Origin of the sequence: Halorhodospira sp. 9622, from assembly GCF_022228025.1 — a bacterium.
GTDB classification, from domain to species: domain Bacteria; phylum Pseudomonadota; class Gammaproteobacteria; order Nitrococcales; family Halorhodospiraceae; genus Halorhodospira; species Halorhodospira halophila_A.
Genome location: NZ_JAJNRE010000011.1, coordinates 1 through 25,020, shown reverse-complemented (window position 1 = coordinate 25,020; position 25,020 = coordinate 1). Strand labels below are relative to the sequence as shown.

At 70.6% G+C, this 25,020-nt stretch carries 23 protein-coding genes and 1 other RNA gene; 1 reads left to right on the top strand and 23 read right to left on the bottom strand.

All coding sequences use genetic code 11. From position 1 onward, the window contains the following. Positions 1-43 precede the first annotated feature (43 nt). The 22 genes from trpC to mraZ all read right to left on the bottom strand — a co-directional run bounded on the left by trpC (position 44) and on the right by mraZ (position 23,315). A complete protein-coding gene (gene trpC, locus LRG07_RS07820; RefSeq protein ID WP_238642100.1) occupies positions 44-862 on the bottom strand; it encodes an indole-3-glycerol phosphate synthase TrpC in 819 nt (272 codons plus the stop codon). Continuing rightward, positions 859-1,887: an anthranilate phosphoribosyltransferase gene (gene trpD, locus LRG07_RS07815; protein ID WP_238642099.1), complete on the bottom strand. Its 1,029-nt coding sequence runs from the start codon at positions 1,885-1,887 to the stop codon at positions 859-861. The genes trpC and trpD overlap by 4 nt, the downstream gene beginning before the upstream one ends. Before the next feature lie 65 nt (positions 1,888-1,952). Next, positions 1,953-2,546 carry an aminodeoxychorismate/anthranilate synthase component II gene (locus tag LRG07_RS07810; protein ID WP_238642098.1) on the bottom strand — a complete coding sequence of 198 codons (594 nt, stop codon included), beginning with the start codon at positions 2,544-2,546 and terminating at the stop codon, positions 1,953-1,955. After that, the gene (gene trpE, locus LRG07_RS07805; protein WP_238642097.1) at positions 2,543-4,018 is read right to left on the bottom strand and encodes an anthranilate synthase component I; all 1,476 of its coding nucleotides are present in this window, start codon (positions 4,016-4,018) and stop codon (positions 2,543-2,545) included. The genes LRG07_RS07810 and trpE overlap by 4 nt, the downstream gene beginning before the upstream one ends. A 4-nt stretch (positions 4,019-4,022) precedes the next feature. Continuing rightward, on the bottom strand, positions 4,023-4,703 hold the full coding sequence (locus LRG07_RS07800) for a phosphoglycolate phosphatase (RefSeq protein WP_238642096.1): 681 nt from the start codon (positions 4,701-4,703) through the stop codon (positions 4,023-4,025). A gap of 68 nt (positions 4,704-4,771) precedes the next feature. Further along, positions 4,772-5,674 carry a UDP-3-O-acyl-N-acetylglucosamine deacetylase gene (lpxC, locus tag LRG07_RS07795; protein WP_011814870.1) on the bottom strand — a complete coding sequence of 301 codons (903 nt, stop codon included), beginning with the start codon at positions 5,672-5,674 and terminating at the stop codon, positions 4,772-4,774. Positions 5,675-5,834: 160 nt separating this feature from the next. Beyond that, positions 5,835-6,995, bottom strand: a complete 1,161-nt coding sequence (ftsZ, locus tag LRG07_RS07790; RefSeq protein ID WP_201172434.1) for a cell division protein FtsZ — start codon at positions 6,993-6,995, stop codon at positions 5,835-5,837. A 48-nt stretch (positions 6,996-7,043) separates the two neighbouring features. Continuing rightward, positions 7,044-8,282: a cell division protein FtsA gene (gene ftsA, locus LRG07_RS07785; protein ID WP_238642095.1), complete on the bottom strand. Its 1,239-nt coding sequence runs from the start codon at positions 8,280-8,282 to the stop codon at positions 7,044-7,046. A 14-nt stretch (positions 8,283-8,296) separates the two neighbouring features. Beyond that, complete coding sequence (locus LRG07_RS07780; protein WP_238633879.1) at positions 8,297-9,070, bottom strand: cell division protein FtsQ/DivIB; 774 nt, start codon at positions 9,068-9,070, stop codon at positions 8,297-8,299. Beyond that, positions 9,067-9,981, bottom strand: coding sequence for a D-alanine--D-alanine ligase (locus LRG07_RS07775; protein ID WP_201172454.1), 915 nt, complete (start codon positions 9,979-9,981; stop codon positions 9,067-9,069). Before LRG07_RS07775 ends, LRG07_RS07780 begins: the two co-directional genes overlap by 4 nt. Beyond that, entirely contained in the window at positions 9,978-10,880 is a 903-nt protein-coding gene (murB, locus tag LRG07_RS07770) for a UDP-N-acetylmuramate dehydrogenase (protein WP_238636989.1), read from the bottom strand. Before murB ends, LRG07_RS07775 begins: the two co-directional genes overlap by 4 nt. After that, complete coding sequence (gene murC / locus LRG07_RS07765; RefSeq protein ID WP_201172460.1) at positions 10,877-12,337, bottom strand: UDP-N-acetylmuramate--L-alanine ligase; 1,461 nt, start codon at positions 12,335-12,337, stop codon at positions 10,877-10,879. Before murC ends, murB begins: the two co-directional genes overlap by 4 nt. Continuing rightward, the gene (gene murG, locus LRG07_RS07760; protein ID WP_238642094.1) at positions 12,330-13,403 is read right to left on the bottom strand and encodes an undecaprenyldiphospho-muramoylpentapeptide beta-N-acetylglucosaminyltransferase; all 1,074 of its coding nucleotides are present in this window, start codon (positions 13,401-13,403) and stop codon (positions 12,330-12,332) included. Before murG ends, murC begins: the two co-directional genes overlap by 8 nt. Beyond that, a complete protein-coding gene (gene ftsW / locus LRG07_RS07755) occupies positions 13,400-14,587 on the bottom strand; it encodes a putative lipid II flippase FtsW (protein ID WP_201172464.1) in 1,188 nt (395 codons plus the stop codon). Before ftsW ends, murG begins: the two co-directional genes overlap by 4 nt. Further along, entirely contained in the window at positions 14,580-15,923 is a 1,344-nt protein-coding gene (murD, locus tag LRG07_RS07750; RefSeq protein ID WP_238642093.1) for a UDP-N-acetylmuramoyl-L-alanine--D-glutamate ligase, read from the bottom strand. Before murD ends, ftsW begins: the two co-directional genes overlap by 8 nt. Continuing rightward, on the bottom strand, positions 15,923-17,005 hold the full coding sequence (gene mraY, locus LRG07_RS07745) for a phospho-N-acetylmuramoyl-pentapeptide-transferase (RefSeq protein WP_304118308.1): 1,083 nt from the start codon (positions 17,003-17,005) through the stop codon (positions 15,923-15,925). The genes murD and mraY overlap by 1 nt, the downstream gene beginning before the upstream one ends. Further along, entirely contained in the window at positions 17,006-18,361 is a 1,356-nt protein-coding gene (gene murF, locus LRG07_RS07740) for a UDP-N-acetylmuramoyl-tripeptide--D-alanyl-D-alanine ligase (protein ID WP_238642092.1), read from the bottom strand. Then, complete coding sequence (locus tag LRG07_RS07735; RefSeq protein WP_238642091.1) at positions 18,349-19,860, bottom strand: UDP-N-acetylmuramoyl-L-alanyl-D-glutamate--2,6-diaminopimelate ligase; 1,512 nt, start codon at positions 19,858-19,860, stop codon at positions 18,349-18,351. Before LRG07_RS07735 ends, murF begins: the two co-directional genes overlap by 13 nt. Further along, on the bottom strand, positions 19,860-21,584 hold the full coding sequence (locus LRG07_RS07730; RefSeq protein WP_238642090.1) for a penicillin-binding protein 2: 1,725 nt from the start codon (positions 21,582-21,584) through the stop codon (positions 19,860-19,862). The genes LRG07_RS07735 and LRG07_RS07730 overlap by 1 nt, the downstream gene beginning before the upstream one ends. A gap of 10 nt (positions 21,585-21,594) precedes the next feature. Next, the gene (gene ftsL, locus LRG07_RS07725) at positions 21,595-21,867 is read right to left on the bottom strand and encodes a cell division protein FtsL (protein WP_201172482.1); all 273 of its coding nucleotides are present in this window, start codon (positions 21,865-21,867) and stop codon (positions 21,595-21,597) included. Then, positions 21,864-22,838: a 16S rRNA (cytosine(1402)-N(4))-methyltransferase RsmH gene (gene rsmH / locus LRG07_RS07720; protein WP_201172485.1), complete on the bottom strand. Its 975-nt coding sequence runs from the start codon at positions 22,836-22,838 to the stop codon at positions 21,864-21,866. Before rsmH ends, ftsL begins: the two co-directional genes overlap by 4 nt. Positions 22,839-22,856: 18 nt before the next feature. Further along, on the bottom strand, positions 22,857-23,315 hold the full coding sequence (gene mraZ / locus LRG07_RS07715; RefSeq protein ID WP_201172489.1) for a division/cell wall cluster transcriptional repressor MraZ: 459 nt from the start codon (positions 23,313-23,315) through the stop codon (positions 22,857-22,859). Between the two features lie 287 nt (positions 23,316-23,602). On the opposite strand from mraZ, the gene rnpB reads away from it, so the two are divergent. Next, positions 23,603-23,962, top strand: an RNA gene (gene rnpB / locus LRG07_RS07710) — RNase P RNA component class A. A gap of 25 nt (positions 23,963-23,987) precedes the next feature. Here the strand turns inward: rnpB and rsmI are convergent. Next, on the bottom strand, positions 23,988-24,869 hold the full coding sequence (gene rsmI / locus LRG07_RS07705) for a 16S rRNA (cytidine(1402)-2'-O)-methyltransferase (protein WP_201172492.1): 882 nt from the start codon (positions 24,867-24,869) through the stop codon (positions 23,988-23,990). Positions 24,870-25,020 lie beyond the last annotated feature (151 nt).

The following is a 25,020-nucleotide window of genomic DNA, read 5'->3' as shown; positions in this document are numbered from 1 at the left end:
TTCCGTGGAACACCCGCCGCGCGGCCCACGGCCACCCCGCCGGTCACGCCCCAGCGGGGCCGCCGAAGAGCTCGGCGAGCCGTTCCCCCGGGCTCTCCGCGGACATGAACGCCTCGCCGACCAGGAAGGCGTGGATGCCGGCCGCGCGCATACGGGCCACATCCCCGGCGGTGTGGATGCCGCTCTCGGTCACTGCCAGGGCACCGGAGGGCATCGCCCCGGCCAGCGCCTCGCTGGTTGCCAGATCGGTATGGAAGGTCCGCAGGTCCCGGTTGTTCACGCCGACCAGCGCCGGCCCCAGCGGTGCGACCCGGGCCAGCTCCTCGGCGTCGTGGACCTCGATGAGCACATCCATGCCCAGTTCCACCGCCAGGGCGTGCAGCTCTGCCAGCTGCGCATCACCCAGCGCCGCGGCGATAAGCAGGATGCAGTCCGCCCCGAGGACACGCGCCTCGTAGACCTGATAGGCATCGACGGTGAAGTCCTTGCGGAGCACCGGCACGGTGACGGCCTCGCGGGCCTCCTGCAGATGGGCGTCATCGCCCTGGAAGAAGTCGCGGTCGGTCAGCACCGACAGGCAGGCGGCACCGTGACGCTGGTAGTCGGCGGCGATGGCCGCCGGCCGGAAGTCGTCGCGGATCACGCCACGGCTGGGCGAGGCGCGCTTGATCTCGGCGATGACCCCGGCGCCGCCGGCCTCAACCCGCTGCAGCAGCGCATCGCAGAACCCGCGGGTCGGCGCCAGGTCGGCAGCGGCGGCCGACAACTCGCGCAGCGATCGGGCCTCGGCGCGCTCGACCACCTCCTCGGCCTTGCGGCGCAGGATGCGGCGCAGGATATCCGGCGTCTCGGTGGCGCTCATTGGGCGAGCTCCCGGGTCGTCTCCACGAAGCGCTCCAGGGTCTGGGCGGCGGCCCCGGAGGTCATGAGTTCCCGAGCCCGCTCCACACCACGACGCAGATCGGGCGCCTCACCGCCGACATAGAGCGCGGCACCGGCGTTGGCGGCGATCAGCTCCATGGCGGCAATGCGCTCGCCGGCGAAGGCGGCACGGATCATCGCCAGGCTGTCCTTGGTGCCGGAAATGGTGACCTCATTGAGCGGCGCGCTGCGCAAGCCCAAATCCTCCGGCATGACGGTGTACTCCTCGATCTGCCCGTTGCGCAGCTCGGCGATCCGCGTCGGGGCGGCGATGCTGATCTCGTCCAGCCCGTCCTCGGCGTGGACCACCAGCACATGATCGCTGCCCAGGGTCTGGAGCACCTCGGCCACCGGGCGCACCCACTCCTGGCCGAACACCCCGAGCAGCTGGCGCCGCGCCCCGGCCGGGTTGGACAGGGGGCCGACCAGGTTGAACAGGGTGCGCACACCGAGTTCCTTGCGCGGCCCCACGGCGTGCTTCATGGCGCTGTGGTGCAGCGGGGCAAAGAGGAAACCGACGTTGACCCGGCGGATGCACTCGGCCACCGCCTCGCTGCTGAGCTCCAGGGTGGCGCCACAGGCCTCAAGCAGATCGGCGCTGCCGCTACGCCCGGAGACCGAGCGGTTACCGTGCTTGGCCACCGGGATGCCCCCGGCGGCGGTGACGAAGGCGGCGGCGGTGGAGACGTTCAGGGTGCCGCTGGCATCCCCGCCGGTGCCACAGGTATCCACCAGACGATGGAAATCGTCACCGACATCGACCCGCTCGGCGAGCTCGCGCATGACCGAGGCGGCAGCGGCCATCTCCGCGACGGTCTCCCCCTTCAGGCGCATGCCGATGAGAAAGCCACCGATCTGCGCCGGGGTGGCCCCACCGGTCATGATGGTGCGGAAGACCGCCGTCATCTCATCGGGGCTGAGATCCTGGTTTTCCGTGATTCGACGAAGGGCGGCTGTCAGGTCCATGGGGTGCCTCGGTTTTTCAGGGTTCAGGGTTTCAGCGTGCACGGGCCGCGCCCAGGGCGCCGGGTTCAGGCGACGGCACGGGGCTGCTCGAGGAAGTTGCGCAGCAGGTCGTGACCGGACGAGGTCAGGATCGACTCCGGGTGGAACTGCACCCCCTCGACCGGCAGCCGGCGGTGGCGCAGCCCCATGATCTCGTCGATGGTGCCGTGCGGCCCTTCCGTCCAGGCGGTGATCTCCAGCTCCTCGGGCAGGCTCTCGCGCTCGACGATCAGTGAGTGGTAGCGAGTCGCCTCCAGGGGCTCGGGCAGGCCCGCAAACACCCCCTGGCCGCGATGGCGGATCGGCGAGGTCTTGCCGTGCATGACCTCGCGGGCCCGGACCACGCGGCCACCGAACACCTGCCCGATGGTCTGATGCCCGAGACAGACGCCGAGGATGGGCACCTCGCCGGCCAGGCAGCGGACCACCTCAAGCGACACGCCGGCCTCGTTGGGCGTGCAGGGCCCTGGCGAGATCACAATGCGCTCCGGACGCAAGCGGCGCACCTCATCGGCACTGATCTCGTCGTTGCGCACCACCTCGACCCGGGCACCCAGCTCACCCAGGTACTGGACCAGGTTCCAGGTGAACGAGTCGTAGTTGTCGATCATCAGGATCATAAGCCAGCCTCGGCCATCTCGACGGCGCGCAGCAACGCCCGGCCCTTGTTCAGGGTCTCTTTCCACTCCAGCTCGGGGACCGAGTCGGCGACCACTCCGGCGCCCGCCTGGACATGGACCTGGCCATCGTGGACCACCGCCGTGCGGATGGCGATGGCGGTATCCATATTGCCCGACCAGGACAGATAGCCGACGGCCCCGGCGTAAACGCCCCGCTTGACCGGCTCGACCTCGTCGATGATCTCCATGGCGCGGATCTTCGGCGCGCCGGAGACTGTCCCGGCGGGGAACGTGGCCCGCAGCACGTCCATGGGGCCGAGCCCGGGACGCAGCCGGCCAACCACGTTAGAGACGATGTGCATGACCTGGGAGTAGCGCTCCACCACCATGCGCTCGGTCAGGCGCACGGTGCCGGTTTCGGCCACCCGGCCGACGTCGTTGCGCCCGAGGTCGATGAGCATCACGTGCTCGGCGATCTCCTTAGGGTCCGAGACCAGTTCCTGCTCCAGCTCCCGGTCGCGGGCTTCGGTGGCCCCGCGCTTGCGGGTCCCGGCGATGGGACGCACGGCCACCTCGCCATCCTCGAGGCGAACCAGGATCTCCGGCGAGGATCCGACCACCTGGCACGCACCCAGATCGAGGAAATACATGTAAGGCGACGGATTGGTGCAACGCAACGCCCGGTAGAGATCGAGCGGCTCGGCGCTGAACGGCATGCTCATGCGCTGCGAGGGAACCACCTGCATCACGTCGCCTGCAGCGATATACTCGCGGATCCGCTCCACCGCGTCCTCGAAGCCGGCCTGGGTGAAGTTGTAGCGGGGCTCGCCGGCCGCCACACCACGCCCCCGGGACGGGGGCCGCTGCACGGGCTCGGCCAGCCGCGCGGCCAGCTCGTCGAGCCGGGCTAGCCCGGCCTCATAGGCGCCGGGCTCGCGCGGGTCGCAGTGGACCACCAGGTAGAGCCGGCCAGCGAGGTTGTCGAAGACCACCACCTCCTCGGCCTCCACCAGGCAGATATCCGGCAGCCCCAGGGCGTCTTCCGGGGCCCCCTCAGCCAGGCGCGGCTCGACGTAACGCACGGTATCGTAGCCGAAATACCCCACCAGCCCGCCGAGAAAACGCGGCATCTGCGGGAATCCGGAGGGCGTTGCGGCGCGGTGGCGGTGCTGGTAGGCCTCGATCCAGGCGAGCGGATCGCGAACCTGCTCCTCGTCGACCAGCGCGCCGTCGCGGCGAACCTCGACCCGGTCGCCGTAGACGGCGATCTCGGTCCGGGCCGGCAGGCCGATGATGGAGTAGCGCCCCCACTTCTCGCCACCTTCCACCGACTCAAAGAGGAAGGAGCGCGGCCCGCGGGCGAGCTTGAGATAGGTGGACAGCGGCGTGTCGAGATCGGCCAGCACCTCCCGGATAAGGGGGATACGGGTGTAGCCGGCCTCGGCGAGGCTGTGGAATTCGTGCTCTTTCATCGCCTCAGGCCGCCCCGCGAAGCAGCGTGACCACGCCGCTGAGGTCATCGACGATGGCGTCGGCCCCCAGATCCTCCGGCGCGACGCCGCGGCGATAGCCGTAGGGCACGCAGACTACCGGGATGCCGGCGTTGTGCGCCGCTTCGACATCGGTGCTCGAGTCGCCGACCATCAGCACCGTCCGCGACGCCGCGCCCAGGCGCTCCATGGCCAGGCGCAGCGGCTCGGGATCGGGCTTGCGCGCCTCGGTGCACTCGCCGCCGACGACCACATCGATGGCGTCGGCCACGCCCATGCCCTCGAGGATCGGCTCGGCGAAGCGCCGCGGCTTGTTGGTGACCACGGCCAGACGCATGCCGGCCCGGGCCAGCGCCTGCACGGTCTCCACAACCCCGGGGAAGGGGCGACTGTGGACGTAAACGGCCTCGCCGTAGCACTCGAAGAAGCGCTCCAGGGCGGTGTCCAGTTCCTCGTCGGGCGGGGTACCGTCGTCCTCGCCGGTGAGGGCACGCGCCACCAGCCGTCGGGCGCCGTTGCCCACCCAGCCACGGACCTGCTCCTCGGTTACCGGGGACCAGTCCCGCTCGGTGAGAACCTGGTTGATGGCAGCGGTCAGATCCGGGGCGCTATCCACCAGCGTCCCGTCCAGATCGAAGAGAATCGCGCGAGTCAGCGAGAGATCCATAGCCAGCTTTCAGGCAGAAAGCTACACCCTACCGGCTGGCCGGCCCGGACCGCAAGCTGCTGCGGCGCTCAGGCCACCACCGGCTGATCGTAGGCAATGGGCAGTTCGTCGAGCTCCTCGAAGGTCACCTCCTCCCAGGCGTGCTCGTGCTCGAGGAGCTTGCGCAGGAGGCGGTTGTTGAGGGCGTGCCCGGACTTGTGCCCGTGGAAAGAGCCGATCAGGCTGCTGCCCAGCAGGTAGAGGTCGCCGATGGCGTCGAGGATCTTGTGCTTGACGAATTCGTCCCGGTAGCGCAGCCCGTCCTCGTTCAGCACCCGGTAGTCGTCGACCACGATGGCGTTGTCCAGGCTGCCCCCCAGGGCCAGACGGGAAGCCCGCAGCGCCTCGATCTCCTTCATGAACCCGAAGGTCCGCGCCCGGCTGACCTCCTTGATGAACGAGGTCGAGGAGAAATCCACCTCGGCCCGGGCGTGCTGATCGAGGAAGACCGGATGGTCGAAGTCGATAGTGAAGCTGACCTTGAAGCCCTCGAAGGGCTCGAAGGCCACCCACTTGTCACCGTCGACGACCTGGACCGGCTCCAGGATGCGCACAAAGCGCTTCGGCGCCTCCTGCTCCTTGATCCCGGCAGAGCGGACCAGGAACACAAAAGGCGCCGCACTGCCGTCCATAATCGGTACCTCGGCGGCGGAGAGATCGACGTAGCAGTTGTCGATCCCGAGTCCGGCCAGCGCCGAGAGCAGGTGCTCGACGGTGGACACGCGCACCCCGTCCTCGACCAGGCAGGTCGAGAGACGGGTGTCGCCCACCGCAGCGGCCGTTGCCTTGATCTCGCGATCGAGATCCGTCCGCCGGAATATGATGCCCGCATTGGCCGGAGCCGGGCGGAGGGTCAGGTAGACCTTCTCGCCGGTGTGCAGGCCCACGCCGGTCGCGCGGATGCTGTTCTTCAAGGTGCGTTGACGGATCATGGCTCGACTCGGCTCCACTGCTCATGCGGCTACATGTGTGCTCAGCCGCAACCAGCGCGACCGGACACACCGCCTTCACCGTTTATAGCGGCGAGACGTCGCGAAATATTAGTGTAACAAATCCAAAAAGTATATTGCAGCGCACAAAACGCGCCGCGCCTCAGTCGGCCTGGCGACGCAGGAACGCCGGGATATCCAGGTACTCCATGTCGCCGTCGGTATCCGCCTCCTTGCGCTCGTTGGCGGCGTTCTGCCGGATCACCGTGGGCCGGTCGAGCTGCGCGTAGTCGACCTCGCCGGTGTGCTTGCGCGGACCGGGCTGCGCCTGCTGGGCGACGCGAGCCACATCCTCAGCGGACTGAACCGCCGGCCCCAGACCGGTGGCCACCACCGTCACGCGCAGCTCGTCCTCCAGTTCGGGGTCGATCACGGCACCGACCACCACGGTCGCCTCGTCGGAGGCGTACTCGCGCACGGCGTTGCCGACCTCGTCGAACTCGCCGATGGAGAGGTTGTAGCCACCGGTGACGTTGACCAGAACACCGTTGGCGCCGGCCAGGTTGAAGTCCTCGAGCAGCGGGCAGGCGATGGCCCGGTCGGCCGCCTCGCGGGCACGCCCCTCGCCCGAGGCCACGCCGTTGCCCATCACCGCCATGCCCATCTCGGACATCACGGTGCGCACGTCGGCAAAGTCGACGTTGATCAGGCCCGGACGGGTGATCAGCTCAGCAATACCGCGCACCGCGCCATGGAGCACGTCGTTGGCCGACTTGAAGGCGTCGATCAGGGTCAGGTTCTTGCCGAGCACCGGCAGAAGCCGCTCATTGGGGATGGTGATCAGCGAATCGACGCTGTTCTCCAGCTCCTTGATGCCCTCCTGGGCCACGCCCATGCGCTTGTTGCCCTCGAACGGGAACGGCTTGGTCACCACCGCCACGGCGAGGATGCCCATCTCGCGGGCGACCTCGGCCACCACCGGGGCCGCCCCCGTGCCCGTGCCACCGCCCATGCCGGCGGTGATGAAGACCATGTCCGCCCCGTCGAGCACTTCCTGAAGGCGGTCACGGGACTCCTCGGCCGCCTGCCGGCCGGTGGTCGGATCGGCCCCGGCCCCCAGGCCCTTGGTGATGCCGGAACCGAGCTGCACCGTCACCCCGGCGCGGGTATTGGCCAGGGCCTGGGCGTCGGTGTTGGCGTAGATGAACTCCACGCCCTCGATCTCGCTCTCAACCATGTGCTGGACGGCGTTGCCACCGCCGCCGCCGACTCCGATCACCTTGATGACCGCGTTCTGATTGGCGGTATCCATCAGATCAAACATGATGCTGCCCTCCTCAAGCGTCGCGGACGCTAGCGATTACTGAAATGACTAGAAATTGCCCTTGAACCAGTTCTTCATCCGCCCCCACAAGGCGGTTATCCCGGCGTCCTGCGCCAGCGCCGGCGACATGCCGCTTTCGCGGTTGCGCGCGCCGAAAGCGAGCAGGCCGACGCCGGTGGAATACATCGGGTTGCGGACCACATCCGACAGCCCGGTGACGAACTTCGGCACGCCGATGCGCACCGGCAGATGGAAGATCTCCTCGGCCAGGTCGGTGACGCCCTCCATCTTCGAGCTGCCGCCGGTGAGCACGATGCCGGCGGGAATCAGGTCCTCGAACCCGCTCTTGCGCAGCTCCGACTGCACCAGCGAAAGCAGTTCCTCGTAGCGCGGCTCGACCACCGAGGCCAGCGACTGACGGGAGAGACGCCGCGGCGGCCGATCACCCACCGAGGGCACCTCGATGCTCTCCTCGGGGTTGGCCAGCTGCGACAGCGCGCAGGCGTAGCGCACCTTGATGTCCTCGGCGTGGTGGGTCGGGGTGCGCAGGGCCACGGCGATGTCGTTGGTCACCTGGTGCCCGGCGATGGGGATCACCGCCGTGTGACGGATGGCGCCGCCGGTGAACACCGCGATATCCGTGGTCCCGCCCCCGATATCCACCAGACAGACGCCGAGCTCCTTCTCGTCGTCGCCGAGCACGGCGTGGCTCGCCGCCAGTTGCTGGAGCACGATGTCGTCGACGTCCAGCTGGCAGCGGCGGACGCACTTGGTGATGTTGTCCGCCGCCGAGACCGCGCCGGTGACCATGTGCACCCGCGCCTCCAGACGCACGCCGGCCATGCCCAGCGGATCGCGGATCCCCTCCTGGCTGTCGATGACGAACTCCTGCGGGATCACGTGCAGGATCTGTTGATCCGCCGGGATCGCCACCGCCTTGGCCCCGTCGAGGACGCGCTCCAGATCGGCCTGGCGGACCTCCTTGTCACGGATGGCCACCATGCCGTGGGAGTTGAGGCTGCGGATGTGGCTGCCCGAGATCCCGACATAGGCCGAGTGGATCTCGCAGCCGGCCATCAGCTCGGCCTCCTCGATGGCGCGCTGGATCGACTGCACCGTGGAGTCGATATTCACCACCACGCCCTTCTTGAGACCGTGGGACGGGTGGCTGCCCACACCGATCACCTCCAGCTCGCCCTCCTCCTTGGCCTCGCCGACGATGGCGACCACCTTCGAGGTACCGATATCGAGGCCCACCAACAGGCTGTCTTCGCTCTTTCGCACCATGCTCTGCTCCGCCTTCAGTCCGCTTCGTCTGCCGCACCCCAAGCCACGGCAAAGCCGTTGGGGTAGCGCAGATCGACCCGCTCCATCGGGGCCTCTTGTCGTTCTTCCAAGGCCGGCAGCACGGCGGCGAAGCGCTCCACGCGCTCGCCCGGGTGCTGCCGGCCCAGGGCCATCTCAATGCCGCCCTCCAGCCGCGCGCTCCAGGACCCCCGGGGCGAAAGACCGAGCGCCACCAGGTTGACACCGCGCTCAGCGAGTCGTTGCTGCACCTCCCTGAACAAGCCGGCCATCTCACCCTCGCTGCCGTCCGGACCGCGCAGCACCGGGAGCCCCTCCGGGATGCTCGCCGGCCGCGGCTCGAACCGCTCGCCGTCGCGGTCGACCAGCGCCTGCTCTCCCCAGCGCGCCAGCGGCTCGCGCTCACGCAAGGTCACTTGGATCCGCCCCGGCCAGGCCCGGCGCACCTCGGCACCCGCCACCCAGGGCAGCGCCTCCAGGGCGTCCCGGGCGCCGCGCACATCCACCCCCAGCACACTCCTGTGCAAGTGCGGTGCCAGCGCCTGGCGCAAGTCATCGTCCGCCACGCGCTCCGGCGCGGCGCTCAGTTCCACCCGCTCCAGGGGCAGAATCCGCCCCTCCTGAAGCGCCACGGTGGCCATACCGGCAGCGCCGGTGGCCAACAGCGCCACCGCTCCACCCCAGAGCCAGCCCCGCAGCCCCGGGGCGCCGACCCGCTTGCGGCGCGTAGGCTGCCGGCCCAGCAGGTCTCTCCAGTCTTCGCGGCTCACGGCAACGCCTCCCCGAGAATGCGAGCCACCAGCTCATCGAAACCGATACCGGCCTGCGCCGCAGCGATCGGGACCAGCGAGTGATCCGTCATGCCCGGGATGGTGTTCACCTCCAACAGCCACCAGCGTCCGTCGGCATCCCGCATGACATCCACCCGCCCCCAACCGTTGCCGCCGCTGGCGGAAAAGGCCTCGCGACACAGCGCGCCGAGCTCCGCCTCCTCGTCCGCACCCAGACCGCTCGGGCAGTGGTGCCCGGTATCGTCGGCCTGGTACTTGGCGGCGTAGTCGAAGAAGGCGTGGGATGTCTCCAGCCGGATCGACGGCAACGCCCGATCGCCGAGCAGCGCCACGGTGTACTCCTCGCCCTCGACCCACTGCTCCGCGAGGACTGTATCGTCGTAGGCCGCCGCTGCCCGGTAGGCCTCGGCCAGCTGCGCCGGCCCGTCAACCCGGGTCATGCCCAGACTCGACCCTTCCCGGACCGGCTTGACGATCACCGGATACGCCAGCCCCTCGGCCAGCACCGGAGACTCGCTGGTGAGCAGCTGACCCGCCGGCGTGGGCAGTCCACTACCCTGCCAGAGCCGTTTGCAGCGCCACTTGTCCATGCCCAGCGCCGAGCCGAGGACACCGCTGCCGGTGTACGGCACCCCGAGCAGCTCCAGCAGCCCCTGTACCGTACCGTCCTCACCCCCCCGCCCATGCAGGGCGATGAAGACCACGTCGTAGCCCCGCAGCCCCTCCAGGGCGCGGTCACGGGGGTCGTAGGCCTCGGCGTCGTAGCCGCGGCGCTGCAGCGCGGCGAGCACCGCCCCGCCACTGCGCAGGGAGATGTCCCGCTCGGCGGAAGTGCCCCCCATGAGCACCGCCACGCGACCGACCCGCTGCGGATCCGGGATACCAGTCATGGCCGCACCTCCCCGATCACATGAACCTCGGGTTCCAGCCATACACCGTGCACCACAGCAACCCGCTCCCGGACCTGCGCCATGAGCCCCTCGATATCCGCCGCACTGCCACCCTCGTTGATGATGAAATTGGCGTGGCGCTCGGAGACCCGGGCACCGCCGCGCCGCGCCCCCTTCAAACCGGCCTCCTCAATCAGCCGCCCGGCCGCATCCCCCGTGGGATTGCGGAAGACCGAACCGCAAGTGGGCTGCCCCACTGGCTGCACGGCGTTGCGATGCTGCAGCAGCGCCCGCACCCGCTCGCGGAGCACCTGCGCATCGGCGGGGGGCAGTTCCCAGGTCGCGGCTAGGAACCACTCGCCGGCGGGGCCGGCCACACTGCGATAGCCGATCCGGAAATCGGCCGGAGCCCGCCGCCGGATGTGCCCCTGGCGATCGATGGTCTCGACCTCGACCACGCGCTCCCAAGTCTCGCCGCCCCAGGCGCCGGCATTGAGGGCCAGGGCCCCTCCCACGGTGCCCGGGATACCGGCCAGGAACTCGAGCCCGGCCAGCCCCTCCCGGACTGCCGCCCGAGCCAGGCGACCGCACGCCACGCCGGCTTCCGCGTGGACCCGGCCATGCGCCCCCACCACCAGCTCGTCCAACCCGCCCTGGGTCAGGACGACCGTCCCTGCCACGCCACCATCGCGGACCAGCAGGTTGCTGCCCAGACCACACCAGAGCAGCGGCTCGTCAGCTGGCAGGCGCGCCAGGCAGTCGACCAGCCCGTCGCGGCCGGCCGGACAGCAGAGCCGACGCGCCGGCCCACCAACCCGCCAGGTGGTGTAGCCGGCCAGCGGCTCCTGCTCGCGCCACTCGCCGGGCCGGATCCGCCGCCGCTCGACCGCCGCGCTCACGCCGCACCTCCCGCCGCCGGGCCGGCGCCCAGGCGCGCCGGGAGCCCACCGATGCTGCCGGCACCCAGGGTCAGCACCACGTCGTTATCGCGCAGCAGCCCGGCCAGCAGCCCCGGCACCTCGTCCAGGCTGTCTGCGAAGATCGGCTGCGCACCGCCGCGATCGCGCACCGCCGAGGCCAGCGCCCGGCCGTCGGCGCCGGGCAAACGCGCCTCGCCGGCGGCATAGACCTCGGTGAGCACCAGCGCGTCGGTGCCACTGAGCACCCGCGCGAAATCGTCGAAAAGCTCCCGCGTGCGGGTGTAGCGGTGCGGCTGGAAGACCACCACCAGGCGCCGCTCCGGCCAGGCGGCGCGGGCCGCCTCCAGGGTCGCCTCCAGCTCCCGGGGATGATGGGCGTAGTCATCGACCAGCGCCGCCGCCCCCCCGGCGAGCGGGATGTCGGGATAAACCTGGAAGCGCCGGCCGATACCCTGGAAGCCGGACAGCGCCCGCTGGATTGCCGCCACATCCACCCCCAGCTCTCGGGCCAGGGCGATGGCAGCGGTGGCATTGAGCACGTTGTGCCGTCCGGGCAGGCTCAGCTCCACGGCGAAGGCGGCGTCATCGCCCTCCTCGACCCGGAACCGGGTGCGATGGCCGTCGGCCTCCAGGGCACTGACCCGCACGTCGGCATCCGCGGAGAAGCCGTAAGTCAGAACCGGCCGGCCGATCTCTTCGCGCAGCCGGCGCACCTCCGGGTCGTCGATGCAGAGCACCGCCAGGCCGTAGAACGGCAGATGGTGCAGGAACTCGATGAAGGTCCGGCGCAGGGCGTCGAAATCACCGCCATAGGTGCCCAGGTGGTCGGCATCCACGTTGGTCACCGCCGCCATCATCGGCTTGAGATGAAGGAACGAGGCGTCGCTCTCGTCGGCCTCGGCCACCAGGTAGGGCCCGGCACCCAGGCGCGCGTGCGCCCCGGCACTGATCAACCGCCCGCCGATGACGAAGGTCGGATCCAACCCGCCCTCGGCCAAGCAGCTGGCCAGCAGGGAGGTCGTCGTCGTCTTGCCGTGGGTGCCGGCCACCGCCACACCGTGACGGAAGCGCATCAGCTCGGCGAGCATCTCGGCCCGCGGCACCACCGGGATGCGCTGCTGGCGCGCCGCCTGCACCTCGGGGTTCTCCTCGGTGACAGCAGTGGAGACCACGACCGCGTCCACGCCCTCGACATGGCCCGGATCGTGGCCGATCCGCACCGCCACCCCGAGACCGAGCAGGCGCTCCACCACGGCGCCCGACTTGACGTCGGATCCGGTGATGGTGAAGCCGAGGTTGTGCAACACCTCGGCGATGCCACCCATCCCGGCCCCGCCGATGCCCACGAAGTGGATGCGGCGCACCCGGCCGAAGGCGCCACGGCCATCGGCCGGCGCGGCGAAACGCGGCTCGCGTGCAGGGACTGCATCAGCCATGGGCCACCTCCTCACAGATCGTCGCCACGCGGTCGGCGGCATCCGGGCGCGCCACGTCGCGAGCCGCCTCCCCCATCCCCGCCAGGCGTTCGCGGTCGGCGAGCAGGTCGGCAAGCACCGCACCCAGCGCCCCCTGCTCCACGTCGCCCTCAGGCAGACACCGGGCTGCGCCGGCGGCGCACAGCAGCTCGGCGTTGGCCGTCTGGTGGTCGTCCACCGCCCAGGGGAGCGGCACCAGCACGGCCGGCACCCCGGCCGCGGCCAGCTCGGCCACGGTCAGGGCACCGGCGCGGGCCACCACCAGATCCGCCCAGGCATAGGCGCCGGCCATGTCCTCGATGAACGGCACCACCTCCGCGTCCAGGCCCAGCTGCCGATACCCGGTGCGCGCCTCCTCCAGGGTGAGCTCGCCGGCCTGATGCAGCACCTGCGGCCGCGGCCCGTCGAGGCCGGCCAGCGCTTTCGGGACGAAACGGTTCAGGGTCCGCGCCCCCTGGCTGCCGCCGAGCACCAGAACCCGCGGCGCCTCCGGGCGCCCGGCGTAACGGGATCGCGGCGCCTCCAGCCGGTGGATGCTTGTGCGGATGGGATTGCCCACCCACTCGCCCCGCGCCCCCAGGGTATCGGGGAACCCGGTCAGCACGCGGCGCCCGAGGCGAGCCAGGAAGCGATTGGTCAGCCCGGCCCGGGCGTTCTGCTCGTGGATCACCAGCGGCCGCCCGGTGAGCCGGGCGGCCAACCCGACCGGCCCGGCCACGTAGCCGCCCATGCCGAGGACCACATCCGGACGCCGGCGACGCAACGCGGCCCCGGCAACCGCCACCGCGCGCCCCAGCCGCCAGGGCAGCCGGAGCTGCGCGGCCAGCCCCTTGCCGCGCAGCCCCTGGATCTCCAGCCACTCGGCCTCGACCCCGGCGGCGGGCACGACGCGGCCCTCCAGGCCGCTGCGCGTCCCGAGCCAGATCACCCGGTGGCCACGCTCGCGCAGCAGCTCGGCCACCGCCAGGCCGGGGTAGACGTGCCCGCCGGTGCCACCGGCGGCGATGGCCACGGTCAGCGCGGTCATGACGGCTCCTCCTCGGGACGGCGCCCCTCGGCCCGCGCCTCGGCCAACTCGTAGCCACAGCGCAGCAGCAGCCCAATCATGGCGCCCGTCGCCAGGGCGCTGCTGCCGCCGTAGCTGAACAGCGGCAAGGTCAGGCCCTTGGTCGGCAGCAGCCCGGTGGCCACCCCCATATTGATGAACGCCTGCAGGCCGATGGCCAGCCCCACCGCCCAGGCCAGGTAACCGGCGAAGGGCAGTCGGTGGCGGTGGCACAGCCAGCCCATGGCCATGGCCCGCCAGACGATGTAGGCGAAGAGCAGGACCACCACGACCACGCCGATCCAGCCCAGCTCCTCGGCCAGCACCGAGAAGACGAAATCGGTGTGCGCCTCGGGCAGGTAGAAGAGCTTCTGCACGCTGCCGCCGAGCCCCACACCCAGCCAGTCTCCGCGGCCGATGGCGATCAGCGACTGGGTGAGCTGGAATCCGGTATTGAACGGATCGGACCAGGGATCCATGAAGGCGGTCACCCGCTGCCAGCGGTAGGGCGAGTAGACCACCAGGGCGGCGGCCGCCGCCGCCAGCACCCCCACCAGGGTGACGAACCGCCACAACGGCGCGCCCGCCAGGTAGAGCAGACCCACCGCCAGCGCCATGAGCATCAGCGCGGTGCCGAAATCGGGCTGCCGCAGCAGCAGGAAGGCACACGCCGCCGAAACCAGCACCGGGACCAGGAAGGCAGCCATGGAGGTGCGCAGCTGCTGCTGTCGGCGCACCAGGAAACCGGCGAGATAGAGGGCCAGCAGCACCTTGACCACCTCGGCGACCTGCAGGTTGAACACGCCCAGCGGGATCCAGCGCACGGCACCATTGACCTCGCGCCCCACACCGGGGATCAGCACCAGCACGAGCAACCCCAGCGCGACGAGCAGGAGCCCCGGGCCGGCCCGCTCCCAGGTGGCCAGCGGGACCTGCAGGAGGGCCAGGACCATGCCCAGGCCGAGCAGGGCGAAGAAGACCTGGCGCTTGAAGAAGTAGAACGGATCCCCGGTGGCCTGCTCGGCCATGGAAATCGAGGCCGAAGCGACCATGACCAGGCCGAGCAGCGCCGTAGCCGCCACCACCCAGACCAGCCGCTGGTCCAGGCTTGGCCACAGCGGCAGCCGCGTACCGCGTTCGGCAACGCCTGCGGTCATCTCAGCCATGGGCCACCTCCCCGCGAACGGCGTCGCGGAACGCCTCACCGCGTGCCTCGAAGCCGCTGTAGGCATCAAAGCTGGCGCACGCCGGCGCCAGCAGAACGGCGTCACCCGGCTCGGCCCAGCGGGCGGCGGCCGCCACGGCAGCGGTCATGCCGCCGACCCGCTCAGTGGGCACGCGGCCGGCGATGGCCGCCTCGATAGCCGGCGCGTCCTCGCCCACGAGGATGACGGCCCGCGCCGATTCGGCACAGACCCGGCCCAGCGGCCGGAAATCCGCACCCTTGCCCTGCCCGCCGGCGATCAGCACCACCGGCCGCTGCAGGCCGCTGATGGCAGCCACGGCAGCACCGACATTGGTCGCCTTGGAGTCGTTGATCCAGCGCACCCCGCACCACTCGCCCACCGGCTCCATGCGGTGCGGCAGTCCGGCAAAGGCCTTCAAGGCCTTGCACTGCGCGGCTTCCGGGATCCCCAAGGCGTCGGCCAGGGCCATAGCGGCCAGCGCATTGGCGCAGTGGGCGCGACCGGGCACGGGAAGCGCATCGGCGGCCACCCGCGGCCGACCGGCGACGGCGAGCCAGGTACCGCCGTCCCGCTCGAGCAGGTGGTAGTCGGCCGGCCGGTCGATCGCGAAGCGGCGCACCGTGCCGGCCTCGCGTCCCAGCTCGGCCAGATGTGGATCCTCGGCGTTGAGCACCGCTGTCCCGACCCCCTCGAGCAGCCGCGCCTTGACCGCCGCGTAGTCAGCAAGGCGGTCATAGCGGTCCATGTGATCGGCGCTGACATTGAGCACCGCCGCCACGTCGGCCTGAAACCCGGGGCACGCTTCCAGCTGGAAGCTCGACACCTCCAGCACATAGCCATCGGCCGGCGCCCGGGTCAGCAGCTCCAGCGCCGGCGTCCCCAAATTGCCACCCACGGCGACGTCGAGCCCGGCGGCCCGGGCCATTTCGCCGAGCAGGCTGACCACGGTGCTCTTGCCGTTGGACCCAGTCACCGCGCAGACCGGCGCATTCACCGCCTCGGCGAACAGGGTCAGCTCGCCCACCACCGGCCGCCCGGCGGCGCGCAACTCGGCCCAAACCCCGTGACGCAGATCGAGCCCCGGACTGGCCACCACCCGAACCGCGCCGAGCAGGGTTTCCCGATCCAGCCCCCCGGTCACCACTTGGACCTCGGGGTGCTCGGCCTGCAGCTGCCTCAGGCGGGGCGGCTCGCTGCGGCTATCCACCACCACGACCGCCTCGCCACGGGCGCGCAGATGGCGCACGCAGGCCATCCCCGTGGCACCGAGGCCGGCGACGGCGGTATATCCGTGATGGCGGTCGCCTGCTGCCATTAGCGCACCTTCAACATCGCCAGACCGATCAGGACCAGGACCACGGTGATGATCCAGAAGCGGACGATCACCCGCGGCTCGGGCCAGCCCTTGAGTTCGTAGTGGTGGTGCAGCGGCGCCATGCGGAACACGCGCCGCCCGGTCAGCTTGTAGGAGAGGACTTGGATCATCACGGAGACCGTCTCCATGACGAAGATGCCACCCATGATGAACAGAACGATCTCCTGGCGGACGGCCACGGCCACCACGCCCAGGGCGGCGCCGAGGGCCAGGGCGCCCACGTCGCCCATGAACACCTGGGCCGGGTAGGTGTTGTACCAGAGGAACCCGAGTCCGGCGCCGACGATGGCGCCACAGAAGATCACCAGCTCCCCTACCCCGGGCACTGACGGGATCCCGAGGTACTCGGCGAAGATGTGGTGCCCGCTGGCGTAGGCGAAGACCGCCAGGCCGGTGGCCACCAGCACCGTAGGCATGATGGCCAGGCCATCGAGCCCGTCGGTGAGGTTGACGGCGTTGGAGCTGCCCACGATCACCAGCGTTGCCAGCGCGATGAACCCGATACCTAGCGGGAAGACCCACTCCTTGACCAGCGGCAGCACCAGGCTGGTCTCCACCGGGTCGGCGGCGGTGGCGAACAGGAACGTGCTTGCCGCCAGGGCCGCGAGCATCTGCAGCGAGAACTTGGTCCGGGCGCGCAGCCCCTGGCTGTCCTGCCGGGCCAGCTTGAGGGCGTCGTCGACCCCGCCGATCACGCCGAAGGCGAGGGTCACCAGCAGGACCACCCAGACGTAGCGATTGGTCAGATCCGCCCAGAGCAGGGTAGACACCGCGATGGCGACGAGGATCAGCGCGCCGCCCATGGTGGGGGTGCCCGCCTTCTCCAGGTGCGTCTGCGGGCCATCGTCCCGGACCTGCTGTCCGACCTGGTGGAGCACCAGGCGCTGGATCACCGCAGGGCCGATCATCAGCGCGATCCCCAGGGCCGTGAGCACCCCGAGGATGGTCCGGAACGTAATGTACTGGAAGACGTTGAATCCCGAGTAGAACGTCTCCAGCACCATGGCCAAGTGGTAGAGCACCTAGCGATCCCCCCCTTCCGTTGTCGATTCTTCCGCGGCCAGGCCTGCCGCCACGTGCTCCATGGCGGCGGAGCGCGACCCCTTCACCAGCACCACTGCATCGGCGGGCATCTCGGCCCGGCACGCCTCGATCAGCGCCGAGGCGTCGTCAAAACAGCGCCCGCCAACCCCGAAGCCCTCGGCAGCCGGGGCAGCGGCCCCGCCCAGGGTCCAAAGCCGCTGGATCCCGGCAGCCCGCGCCCGTTGCCCGGCGCGGCGATGCCAGTCCGCCGCCTCCCGGCCGAGCTCGCCCATGGCCCCGAGGAGCAGCCAGGTCGCACCGCCGAACTCCGTGACCGTATCGATGGCGGCCTGCAGGCTTGCCGGGTTGGCGTTGTAGGTATCATCCACCAGCCACCCCCCGTGACACCCCCAGCGCAGCTGCAGCCGCCCCGGCACGGCCGCGGCGGCCGCCACCCGCTCCAGGATGGTCCGGGCCGGCACCTCGAGCGCGGCGGCGCAGGCCGCGGCGGCGGCGATGTTCTGGGCGTTGTGGCGACCGAGCAGCGGCGTCGGCGCTGCCGTCCAGCCGCCTCCGAGATCCAGCTCGAGCCGGCTGCCCCGCCCCCGGTAGCGGATCTGACCGGTCTCGGCGCCGAAGGTCAGGCAGCGCCGCGCGCCGGCCAGCTCCCGCCACAGGCCGCTGTAGTCGTCGTCGGCATGGATCACGGCAACGCCGTGGCCGGGCAGCCCCTCAAAGAGTTCGCCCTTGGCGCGGGCGACTCCGTTGAGCGAGCCGAAGCCCTCCAGGTGTGCTGGCCCGGCGTTGGTCACCACACCCACGTCCGGCTGCGCCCACGCGGTGAGCTGTGCAATCTCACCGGGTGCGTTGGCACCCATCTCGATGACGGCGTAGCGGTGCCCACCATCAAGCCGGCAGAGCATCTCCGGGACGCCCAGCAGGTTGTTCCGGTTGCCCTCGGTGGCCAGCGTCGGACCGGTTTCGGCAAGCATCGCCGCCAGCAGTTCCTTGACCGTGGTCTTGCCGTTGCTGCCGGTGACGGCCACCACGCGCGCCCCGCTGCGACGCCGACACTCCGCGCCCAGAAGCGCGAGGGCCGCGGCCGGGTCCTCGACCACCAGCGTGGGCAGCGCCGCCACCGGCCGAGCCCCGAGGACCGCCACGGCGCCCCGCGCCGCGGCGTCGGCAGCAAAGTCGTGGCCATCGCTGCGGGCCCCGGCCAGGGCCACGAAGAGCGTCCCCGGCGCGGACCGGCGGCTATCCAGCGCAACACCGTTCACCGTCGCACCGCCGTCACGACCGACGAGTTCGGCACCGGTCAGCGCAGCCACCTGATGCAGGCTCAGCGGGTCCATGCACCCTCCTCGGCAGCGCCGAGCAGCCGCGCCACCTCCTCACGGTCAGAGAAAGGCAGCCGGTGCCCGTCCACTTCCTGGTCCGTCTCATGGCCCTTGCCGGCGACCAGGACCACATCTCCGGCGCCCCCCCAGGCGACAGCCTCGCGGATGGCCGCGCCCCGATCCGCCACCAGTTCGGCCGCCTCGCCGGCCCCGTCGGCCACGGACGCCCGGATGGCGGCGGCATCCTCGCCCCGGGGGTTGTCATCGGTGATCACCACCCGGTCGGCCAGGCGCGCTGCGACCTCGCCCATCAGCGGGCGCTTGCCAGTGTCGCGCTCGCCCCCGCAGCCGAATACGACGCACAGCCGCCCGTCGGTATGCGCGCGCAGGGCGCTCAGCGCCTGCTCCAGGGCCCCCGGTGTATGGGCGTAGTCCACCACCACCAGCGGTGCCCCGACGGCCTGGAACTGCTCCATCCGCCCCGGCACCGGACGCAGCGTCGCCAGCCGATCGAGAACGGCGTCCATGGGCCGCCCTAAAGCCAGGGCCGCCGCCACTGCCGCCAGCACGTTGGCCACGTTGAAGCGCCCGAACAGGGGCAGTCGCACCGAGCGTCGGATCGCGCCCAGACAGAGTGTGAGCTGAACGCCGTCGGCCACCGGGGTTACCGCCTCGGCGGAGAGGTCCGCAGCGGCGCCGGCAGCGCTGTAGGTGAAGACCGCACCGGCGGCCCGGTCGTGCAGGCGCCGGCCGAGTTCGTCGTCCAGGTTGAGCACCTGGGCCCGCAAACTGGGGAACTCGAACAGCCGGCTCTTGGCGTCGGCATACGCCTCGACCGAGCCGTGGTAATCCAGGTGGTCGCGCCCCAAGTGGGTGAGTACGGCCAGATCCACCGCTGTGGCGGACAATCGCCCCTGCTCCAGGGCGTGGGAGGAAGCCTCCATGGCCACGCCGCGGGCGCCCGCCTGGCGACAATCGGCCAAGGCCTCCTGCAGGGCTACAGCGTCCGGTGTGGTCAGCACACCCGGGCGCAGCCGGTCCACCAGGCCGTGGCCAAGGGTTCCGACCACGCCCCAGGGCGCCTCGGCGGTGCTGAGCAGCTGGGCAATAAAATGGGTGACCGAGGTCTTGCCGTCGGTGCCGGTAACCGCGATGACATCCAGATCCCGGGATGGCTCCCGGTAAAGGCGCGCAGCAACAGCACCAAGGTATCGGCGCAGGCCCGGCACACCGACCATCGGCACGCCGGCCGCCTCGGCAGCGGCACGCGCCGGCGCGGCATCAGCGTCGTCGTCCGTATCCCACGCCACAGCAGCAGCCCCGGCAGCTACCGCTGCGGGCACGTAGGCAAGTCCGTGCTCGCGGCTGCCGGACAGCGCCAGGAACACGGCGCCGGGCTCAAGACGCCGGGTATCGAGGGCCAGCCCGCGGACCGAAACCGCCGGGAGTTCGCCACCGACCCACGGTTCGAACAGCCAGCGCAGGGTGACCCCGGATGCGGACACAGCGCTCATCACCCCTCCCCCTCGGCGACGACGGGCACCTCGAGCTCCGGGAGATCGTCCGGCGGCACGTTGAGCATCCGCAGCGCACTGCCCATCACCCGGGAGAACACCGGCGCCGCCACCTGGCCGCCGTAGTAGAGATCGCCGCGGGGCTGATCGATGGTTACCGCCATGACCAGCCGCGGGTCCGACGCCGGGGCGAAACCGACGAAGGAGGCGAGGTAATCCTCCTCGGCATAGCCGCTGGGGCCGCTCTTGAGCACCGTGCCGGTCTTGCCGGCCACCCGGTAACCGGAGATGGCCGCACGGGTGCCGGTCCCGCCGGGCTCGACCACGGCCTCGAGCATGGCGCGCAGCTCGGCAGCCAGATCCGGGTCGAGCACCTGCCGGCCCTGCGGGGGATCATCCAGGGCGCGAATAGAGACCGGGCGCATCACCCCGTCGCGGGCCACCGCGGCGTAGGCGCGCGCCAGCTGCACGGGCGTGGCGGTCACGCCGTAACCGTAGGAAAGCGTAGCGCGCTGCACGTCGCCCCGCGGCGGCGCCGGCAGGAAGTGCCCGGCGACCTCGTCGCGCAGGCCGCTGCGGGTACGCTCGCCGAAGCCCACATCCTCCAGGGTGCTCCAGAGGGCCCGCGGCTCGGTCTCCAGGGCCATCTTGACCGTGCCCACGTTGCTGGATTTCTGCAGCACGCCGGCAATGTCGAGCTCGCCGTAGTCGAGGAAATCGCGGACCGTGTGCCGCCCCACGCGCATGGTCCCCGGCGCGGTATCGAACTCCTGCCCGCTGCGCACGGCCCCGCTGGACAGGGCGGCGGCGATGGTGAACGGCTTGATCACCGACCCCGGCTCCTGGGCCCAGCTCACCGCCCGATTGCGGCGCTGCTCGGCCTCGACGCCGGAGCGGCGATGGGGATTGAACGAGGGCTGGCTGACCATTGCCAGCACCTCACCGGTGGTTGCATCCAGCACCACGGCCGCACCGCCCTCGGCATCGTGGCCATGGACGGCGCGCTTGAGTTCGCGGTACGCCACATACTGGATGCGCCGGTCCAGCGAGAGGCGGATGTCCTCGCCGGGGCGCGGCTCGCGCAGCAGCTCGACATCCTCGATGGTGCGCCCGAAGGGATCACGGACCACACGCTTGGCGCCGCTACGCCCGCTCAGGGCATCGTTAAAGGCGCGCTCGACGCCGCCCAGCCCACGACCATCGATGTCCGTGAAGCCGACCAGCTGCGCGGCCACCTCGCCGGCCGGATAGAACCGGCGGAACTCCTGCTGCAGCTGAACACCCGGCGCATCCAGTTCCTGGATGCGCGCCGCCACCCGTGGGGACAGGTGGCGCCTCAGGTAGACGAACTGCCGCCCCTCCCGGGCCTGCAGGAAGTCGCGCAGCTCGGCCGGAGCACGCTCGAGGGTCTGGGCCACGGCGGCGACGGCCCCCCGGTCCTCCAGCAGCTCCGCCGGGTTGGCCCAGGCCGACTCTACCGGTGAACTGATCGCCAGCGGCTCGCCGTTGCGATCGGTGATCACCCCGCGGTGCGCCGGCATGCTCACCGTACGCAGGTGGCGGGCGTCGGCCTCGTCGCGCAGGAACTCGCTGTTGATCACCTGCAGATCCAGGGCGCGCAGGATCACGGCACCGGCGGCCAGGGCCAGCACCACCACGACGCTGTAGAGCCGCCAGCGTGGCGGCCCCTGAAGCGGGGGTTGTCGGCGCGTGTTCCTGCTCACTCTCGCCACCTCAAGGGCGCCTCAGGATGATGATCTCGTCACGCTCGGGCAGCGCCATGCCCAGCTCCTCGCCGGCGACGCGCTCCAGACGGCTGTGCCCGGCCCACGCCCCCTGCTCAAGCTGCAGCATGCTCCACTCCTCGCGCAGCCGATCGCTGCGCTCGAGTTCGTCCTGCAGGGTCACGAAGACCCCGCGGTACTCGTGCTGGACGGCCACCACGCCGATGGCACTGGCGACCACCGCCGGGACCAGCACGGTCATGCCCCAGACCGCACGGCTCATGACAGCCGCTCCGCTACGCGCAGCACCGCACTGCGTGCGCGCGGGTTGCCGGCCACCTCGTCGTCGCCCGCGCGCAAATCGCGTCCCAGCGGCCGCAGACGGGGCTGACAGCCTTCCGGCGGCACCGGCACCGACGGCGGCAGATCGCCGACGCTCGAGGCCCGGCGGATGAACCGCTTCACGCGCCGGTCTTCCAGGGAGTGGAAAGCGATGACGGCCAGTCGCCCGCCGGGGGCGAGCAGGTCGATGACCCCATCGAGGAAGCGGTCCAGCTGTCCGAGTTCGTCATTGACCGCAATGCGCAGGGCCTGGAAGGTCCGCGTCGCCGGATGGCGCCCGGGCTCGCGGCGTGGCACCGCCTGCTCGACCAGCCGGGCCAGCGCCAGGGTGGTGCGCGGCGGCTCACCGGCCTCGCGGGCAGCGACGACGGCACGGGCGATACGCCCGGCGTGGCGCTCCTCCCCCAGCTGGCGCAGGATCCCGGCGATCTCGCGCACGCTCAAACGCTCGAGCAACGCCGCGGCCGACTCGCCGGAACTCGGGTCCATGCGCATGTCCAGCGGGCCGTCCCGCTGAAACGAGAAACCGCGGTCGGGGTTGTCAACCTGCGGCGACGAGATACCGAGATCCGCCAGCAGGCCGTCGATACCGGCGGTCAGACCATACCCGGACAACATTCGGGGCAGATCGGCCAGCTCGGCACCGAGCACGGTACAGCGGGGGTCATCCGATAGGGTCTCGCGGGCGTGGGCCAGCGCCTCGGGGTCGCGATCCGCGACCCACAGCTGGCCGCGGGGCCCCAGCCGCTCGAGGATGCCGCGGGCGTGGCCGCCACGACCGTAGGTGGCGTCCACATAGCAGCCGTCCGGGCGCACGGCGAGCGCCTCCAGCGCGGCCTCGTAGAGGACCGGCCGGTGTGTCGTCGCCGTTGGCTTCTGCTCCGCCACTGCGCGCATCTCCGCTGCGGACATGACGCCCCCTGACCTGATCTACAGGGCGAGGCTCTCCAGCTCCCCGGGGAGCTCGGCATCCGACGCGGCCGCCTCCTGCAGCCAATCCGCCCGCCGCTGCTCCCAGAGGGACTCATCCCAAAGCTCAAACTTGTTGCCCTGCCCGATCAGCACCACCCGCTTTTCCAGGCCGGCGTATTCACGCAACGGCGGGGGGACCAGGGCGCGTCCGTTGCCGTCAACCTGGAGTTCCTGGGCGTGACCGATCAGAAGGCGTTTGAGTCGCTTGGCGCTCGGCTGGAGGTCCGGCAGGGCGATCAGTTTGCGCTCGATCTCTTCCCACTCGGGCAGCGGGTAGAAGACCAGGCAACGATCGCGATAGTCGATCGTTGCCACTACCTCGCCGCTGCAGTGACTCAGGAGGCGGTCGCGGTGCCGGGACGGGAAGGCTAGCCGCCCCTTGGCATCCAGGTTGAGTTGGTTGACTCCGCGAAACACCGCGCCCCCCGCTGCTCCATGCCGTGCCCTTTTATCCCACTTTTAACCACGTTGCGACACTATAGGAGGGGGCCCACACCCCGTCAACCAGCCGTACCGCCGCACTGCCCGACGCCAAACATGAAGTTACGCACGGGATTTCAAGTCGAAGGGCGGCCGATGCGACAACCAAATAACTGGCTTTACGGGATGTTACCCGCATGTGCTAATAACGCACATCGGCTCTATTGGGTATCTACCTGTCATTGAAGGGTTGACGTGCTCGCGCGCGTTCGTAATATGGGGGTGGAGTCGGCCGGATGGCCGCTGTGCCGCACCGCGGCACGGAGGAAAGTCCGGGCTCCACAGGGCAGGGTGCCAGGTAACGCCTGGGGGGCGTGAGCCCACGGAAAGTGCCACAGAAAACAGACCGCCGATGGCCGCCGCGGGGCGGCGGCACAGGTAAGGGTGAAAAGGTGCGGTAAGAGCGCACCGCGCGACCGGTAACGGTTCGCGGCACGGTAAACCCCACCCGGAGCAAGGCCAAATAGGGGAGCCATGGCGTGGCCCGCGCCGCTCCCGGGTAGGCCGCTAGAGGCGTGCGGTGACGCACGCCCCAGAGGAATGGCCATCCTCGACAGAACCCGGCTTACAGGCCGACTCACCTCTTTTTTCCGCCACGCGACCTGTGACTCAGCCCCGGGCGAGTTCCAGGGCGCGCTGGTATAGGGCGTTGCGCCGCCCCCCGGTCAGGCGCGCAGCCACGCGAGCCGCCTGCTTCACCGGAACCCCTTCGCCGAGCAGCGCGCGCAGCGTGTCATCGGCGTCGGCGCCTGCCTCCCGCGCCGGCGCCCCCTCAAGGACCACGACGATCTCTCCCCGCTGCTGATTGCTGTCCGCCTCGACCTGCCCCAGGACCGCCTCCAGCGCACCGCGCAGCAGCGTCTCGTGCACCTTGGTCAACTCCCGCGCCACCACGACCCGGCGCTGTCCACCGCAGATCGCGACCAGATCGCGAAGGCAGGCGGCGATGCGGTGCGGCGCCTCGAAGAAAACCGCGGTCCGCGGCTCGGCCGCCAGCTCCTGCAGCCGGCTGCGCCGGGCGGCATCGCGCGAAGGCAAGAAGCCGTCGAAGACGAACCGGTCCGCCCCGAATCCGGCCACCGAGAGCGCGGCCGTGACGCTGCAGGCCCCCGGCACCGGCGACACCGGCACCCCCTCGGCGGCGGCAGCGGCCACCAGCCGGGCGCCCGGGTCGCTGAGCAGCGGCGTACCCGCATCACTGACTAGGGCCACATCCCGGCCGGCCGCCAGGATCCGGAGCAGGCGGGGCAGGCGCGAGGCCTCGTTATGCTCGTGCAGGCTCAGCAGGCGCGCCCGCAGGCCGTACTGCTCCAGCAGACGCCCCGTGCGCCGCGTATCTTCGGCGGCCACCCACTCGACACCGCCCAGGATCTCGGCCGCCCGGCGGCTCAGATCGGCCAGATTCCCGATCGGCGTCGCCACCACCCACAGCGTCCCGCCGCCGTTTGACACGGGTGCGACGGGCGCCGGATACTCCGAAGGCTTATCCACAGGCTTCTCCGACGGTTCCCATGACCTGCCCCTCGCGCGTTCTCCAGTTCCTGATCGCGGCCGCGCTGCTGGCGGCACTCTACAGCTGTGCCCCGGCACCGGTCACGCCGGCCGACGCCCCGGAGCAGACCGAGGCGCAGGCGGATGAGGC

Bases quoted from the DNA above. Each gene is read 5' to 3' on its own strand.
- ftsL (WP_201172482.1), bottom strand. From the start codon at position 21,867: ATGAGCCGTGCGGTCTGGGGCATGACCGTGCTGGTCCCGGCGGTGGTC.
- ftsZ (WP_201172434.1), bottom strand. From the start codon at position 6,995: ATGTTTGATCTGATGGATACCGCCAATCAGAACGCGGTCATCAAGGTG.
- LRG07_RS07810 (WP_238642098.1), bottom strand. From the start codon at position 2,546: ATGATCCTGATGATCGACAACTACGACTCGTTCACCTGGAACCTGGTC.
- LRG07_RS07800 (WP_238642096.1), bottom strand. From the start codon at position 4,703: ATGGATCTCTCGCTGACTCGCGCGATTCTCTTCGATCTGGACGGGACG.
- murF (WP_238642092.1), bottom strand. From the start codon at position 18,361: ATGGACCCGCTGAGCCTGCATCAGGTGGCTGCGCTGACCGGTGCCGAA.
- ftsA (WP_238642095.1), bottom strand. From the start codon at position 8,282: ATGGTGCGAAAGAGCGAAGACAGCCTGTTGGTGGGCCTCGATATCGGT.
- murD (WP_238642093.1), bottom strand. From the start codon at position 15,923: ATGGCAGCAGGCGACCGCCATCACGGATATACCGCCGTCGCCGGCCTC.
- ftsW (WP_201172464.1), bottom strand. From the start codon at position 14,587: ATGGCTGAGATGACCGCAGGCGTTGCCGAACGCGGTACGCGGCTGCCG.
- LRG07_RS07735 (WP_238642091.1), bottom strand. From the start codon at position 19,860: ATGAGCGCTGTGTCCGCATCCGGGGTCACCCTGCGCTGGCTGTTCGAA.
- rsmH (WP_201172485.1), bottom strand. From the start codon at position 22,838: ATGTCCGCAGCGGAGATGCGCGCAGTGGCGGAGCAGAAGCCAACGGCG.
- trpC (WP_238642100.1), bottom strand. From the start codon at position 862: ATGAGCGCCACCGAGACGCCGGATATCCTGCGCCGCATCCTGCGCCGC.
- trpD (WP_238642099.1), bottom strand. From the start codon at position 1,887: ATGGACCTGACAGCCGCCCTTCGTCGAATCACGGAAAACCAGGATCTC.
- LRG07_RS07775 (WP_201172454.1), bottom strand. From the start codon at position 9,981: ATGACTGGTATCCCGGATCCGCAGCGGGTCGGTCGCGTGGCGGTGCTC.
- trpE (WP_238642097.1), bottom strand. From the start codon at position 4,018: ATGAAAGAGCACGAATTCCACAGCCTCGCCGAGGCCGGCTACACCCGT.
- lpxC (WP_011814870.1), bottom strand. From the start codon at position 5,674: ATGATCCGTCAACGCACCTTGAAGAACAGCATCCGCGCGACCGGCGTG.
- murC (WP_201172460.1), bottom strand. From the start codon at position 12,337: ATGGCTGATGCAGTCCCTGCACGCGAGCCGCGTTTCGCCGCGCCGGCC.
- murG (WP_238642094.1), bottom strand. From the start codon at position 13,403: ATGACCGCGCTGACCGTGGCCATCGCCGCCGGTGGCACCGGCGGGCAC.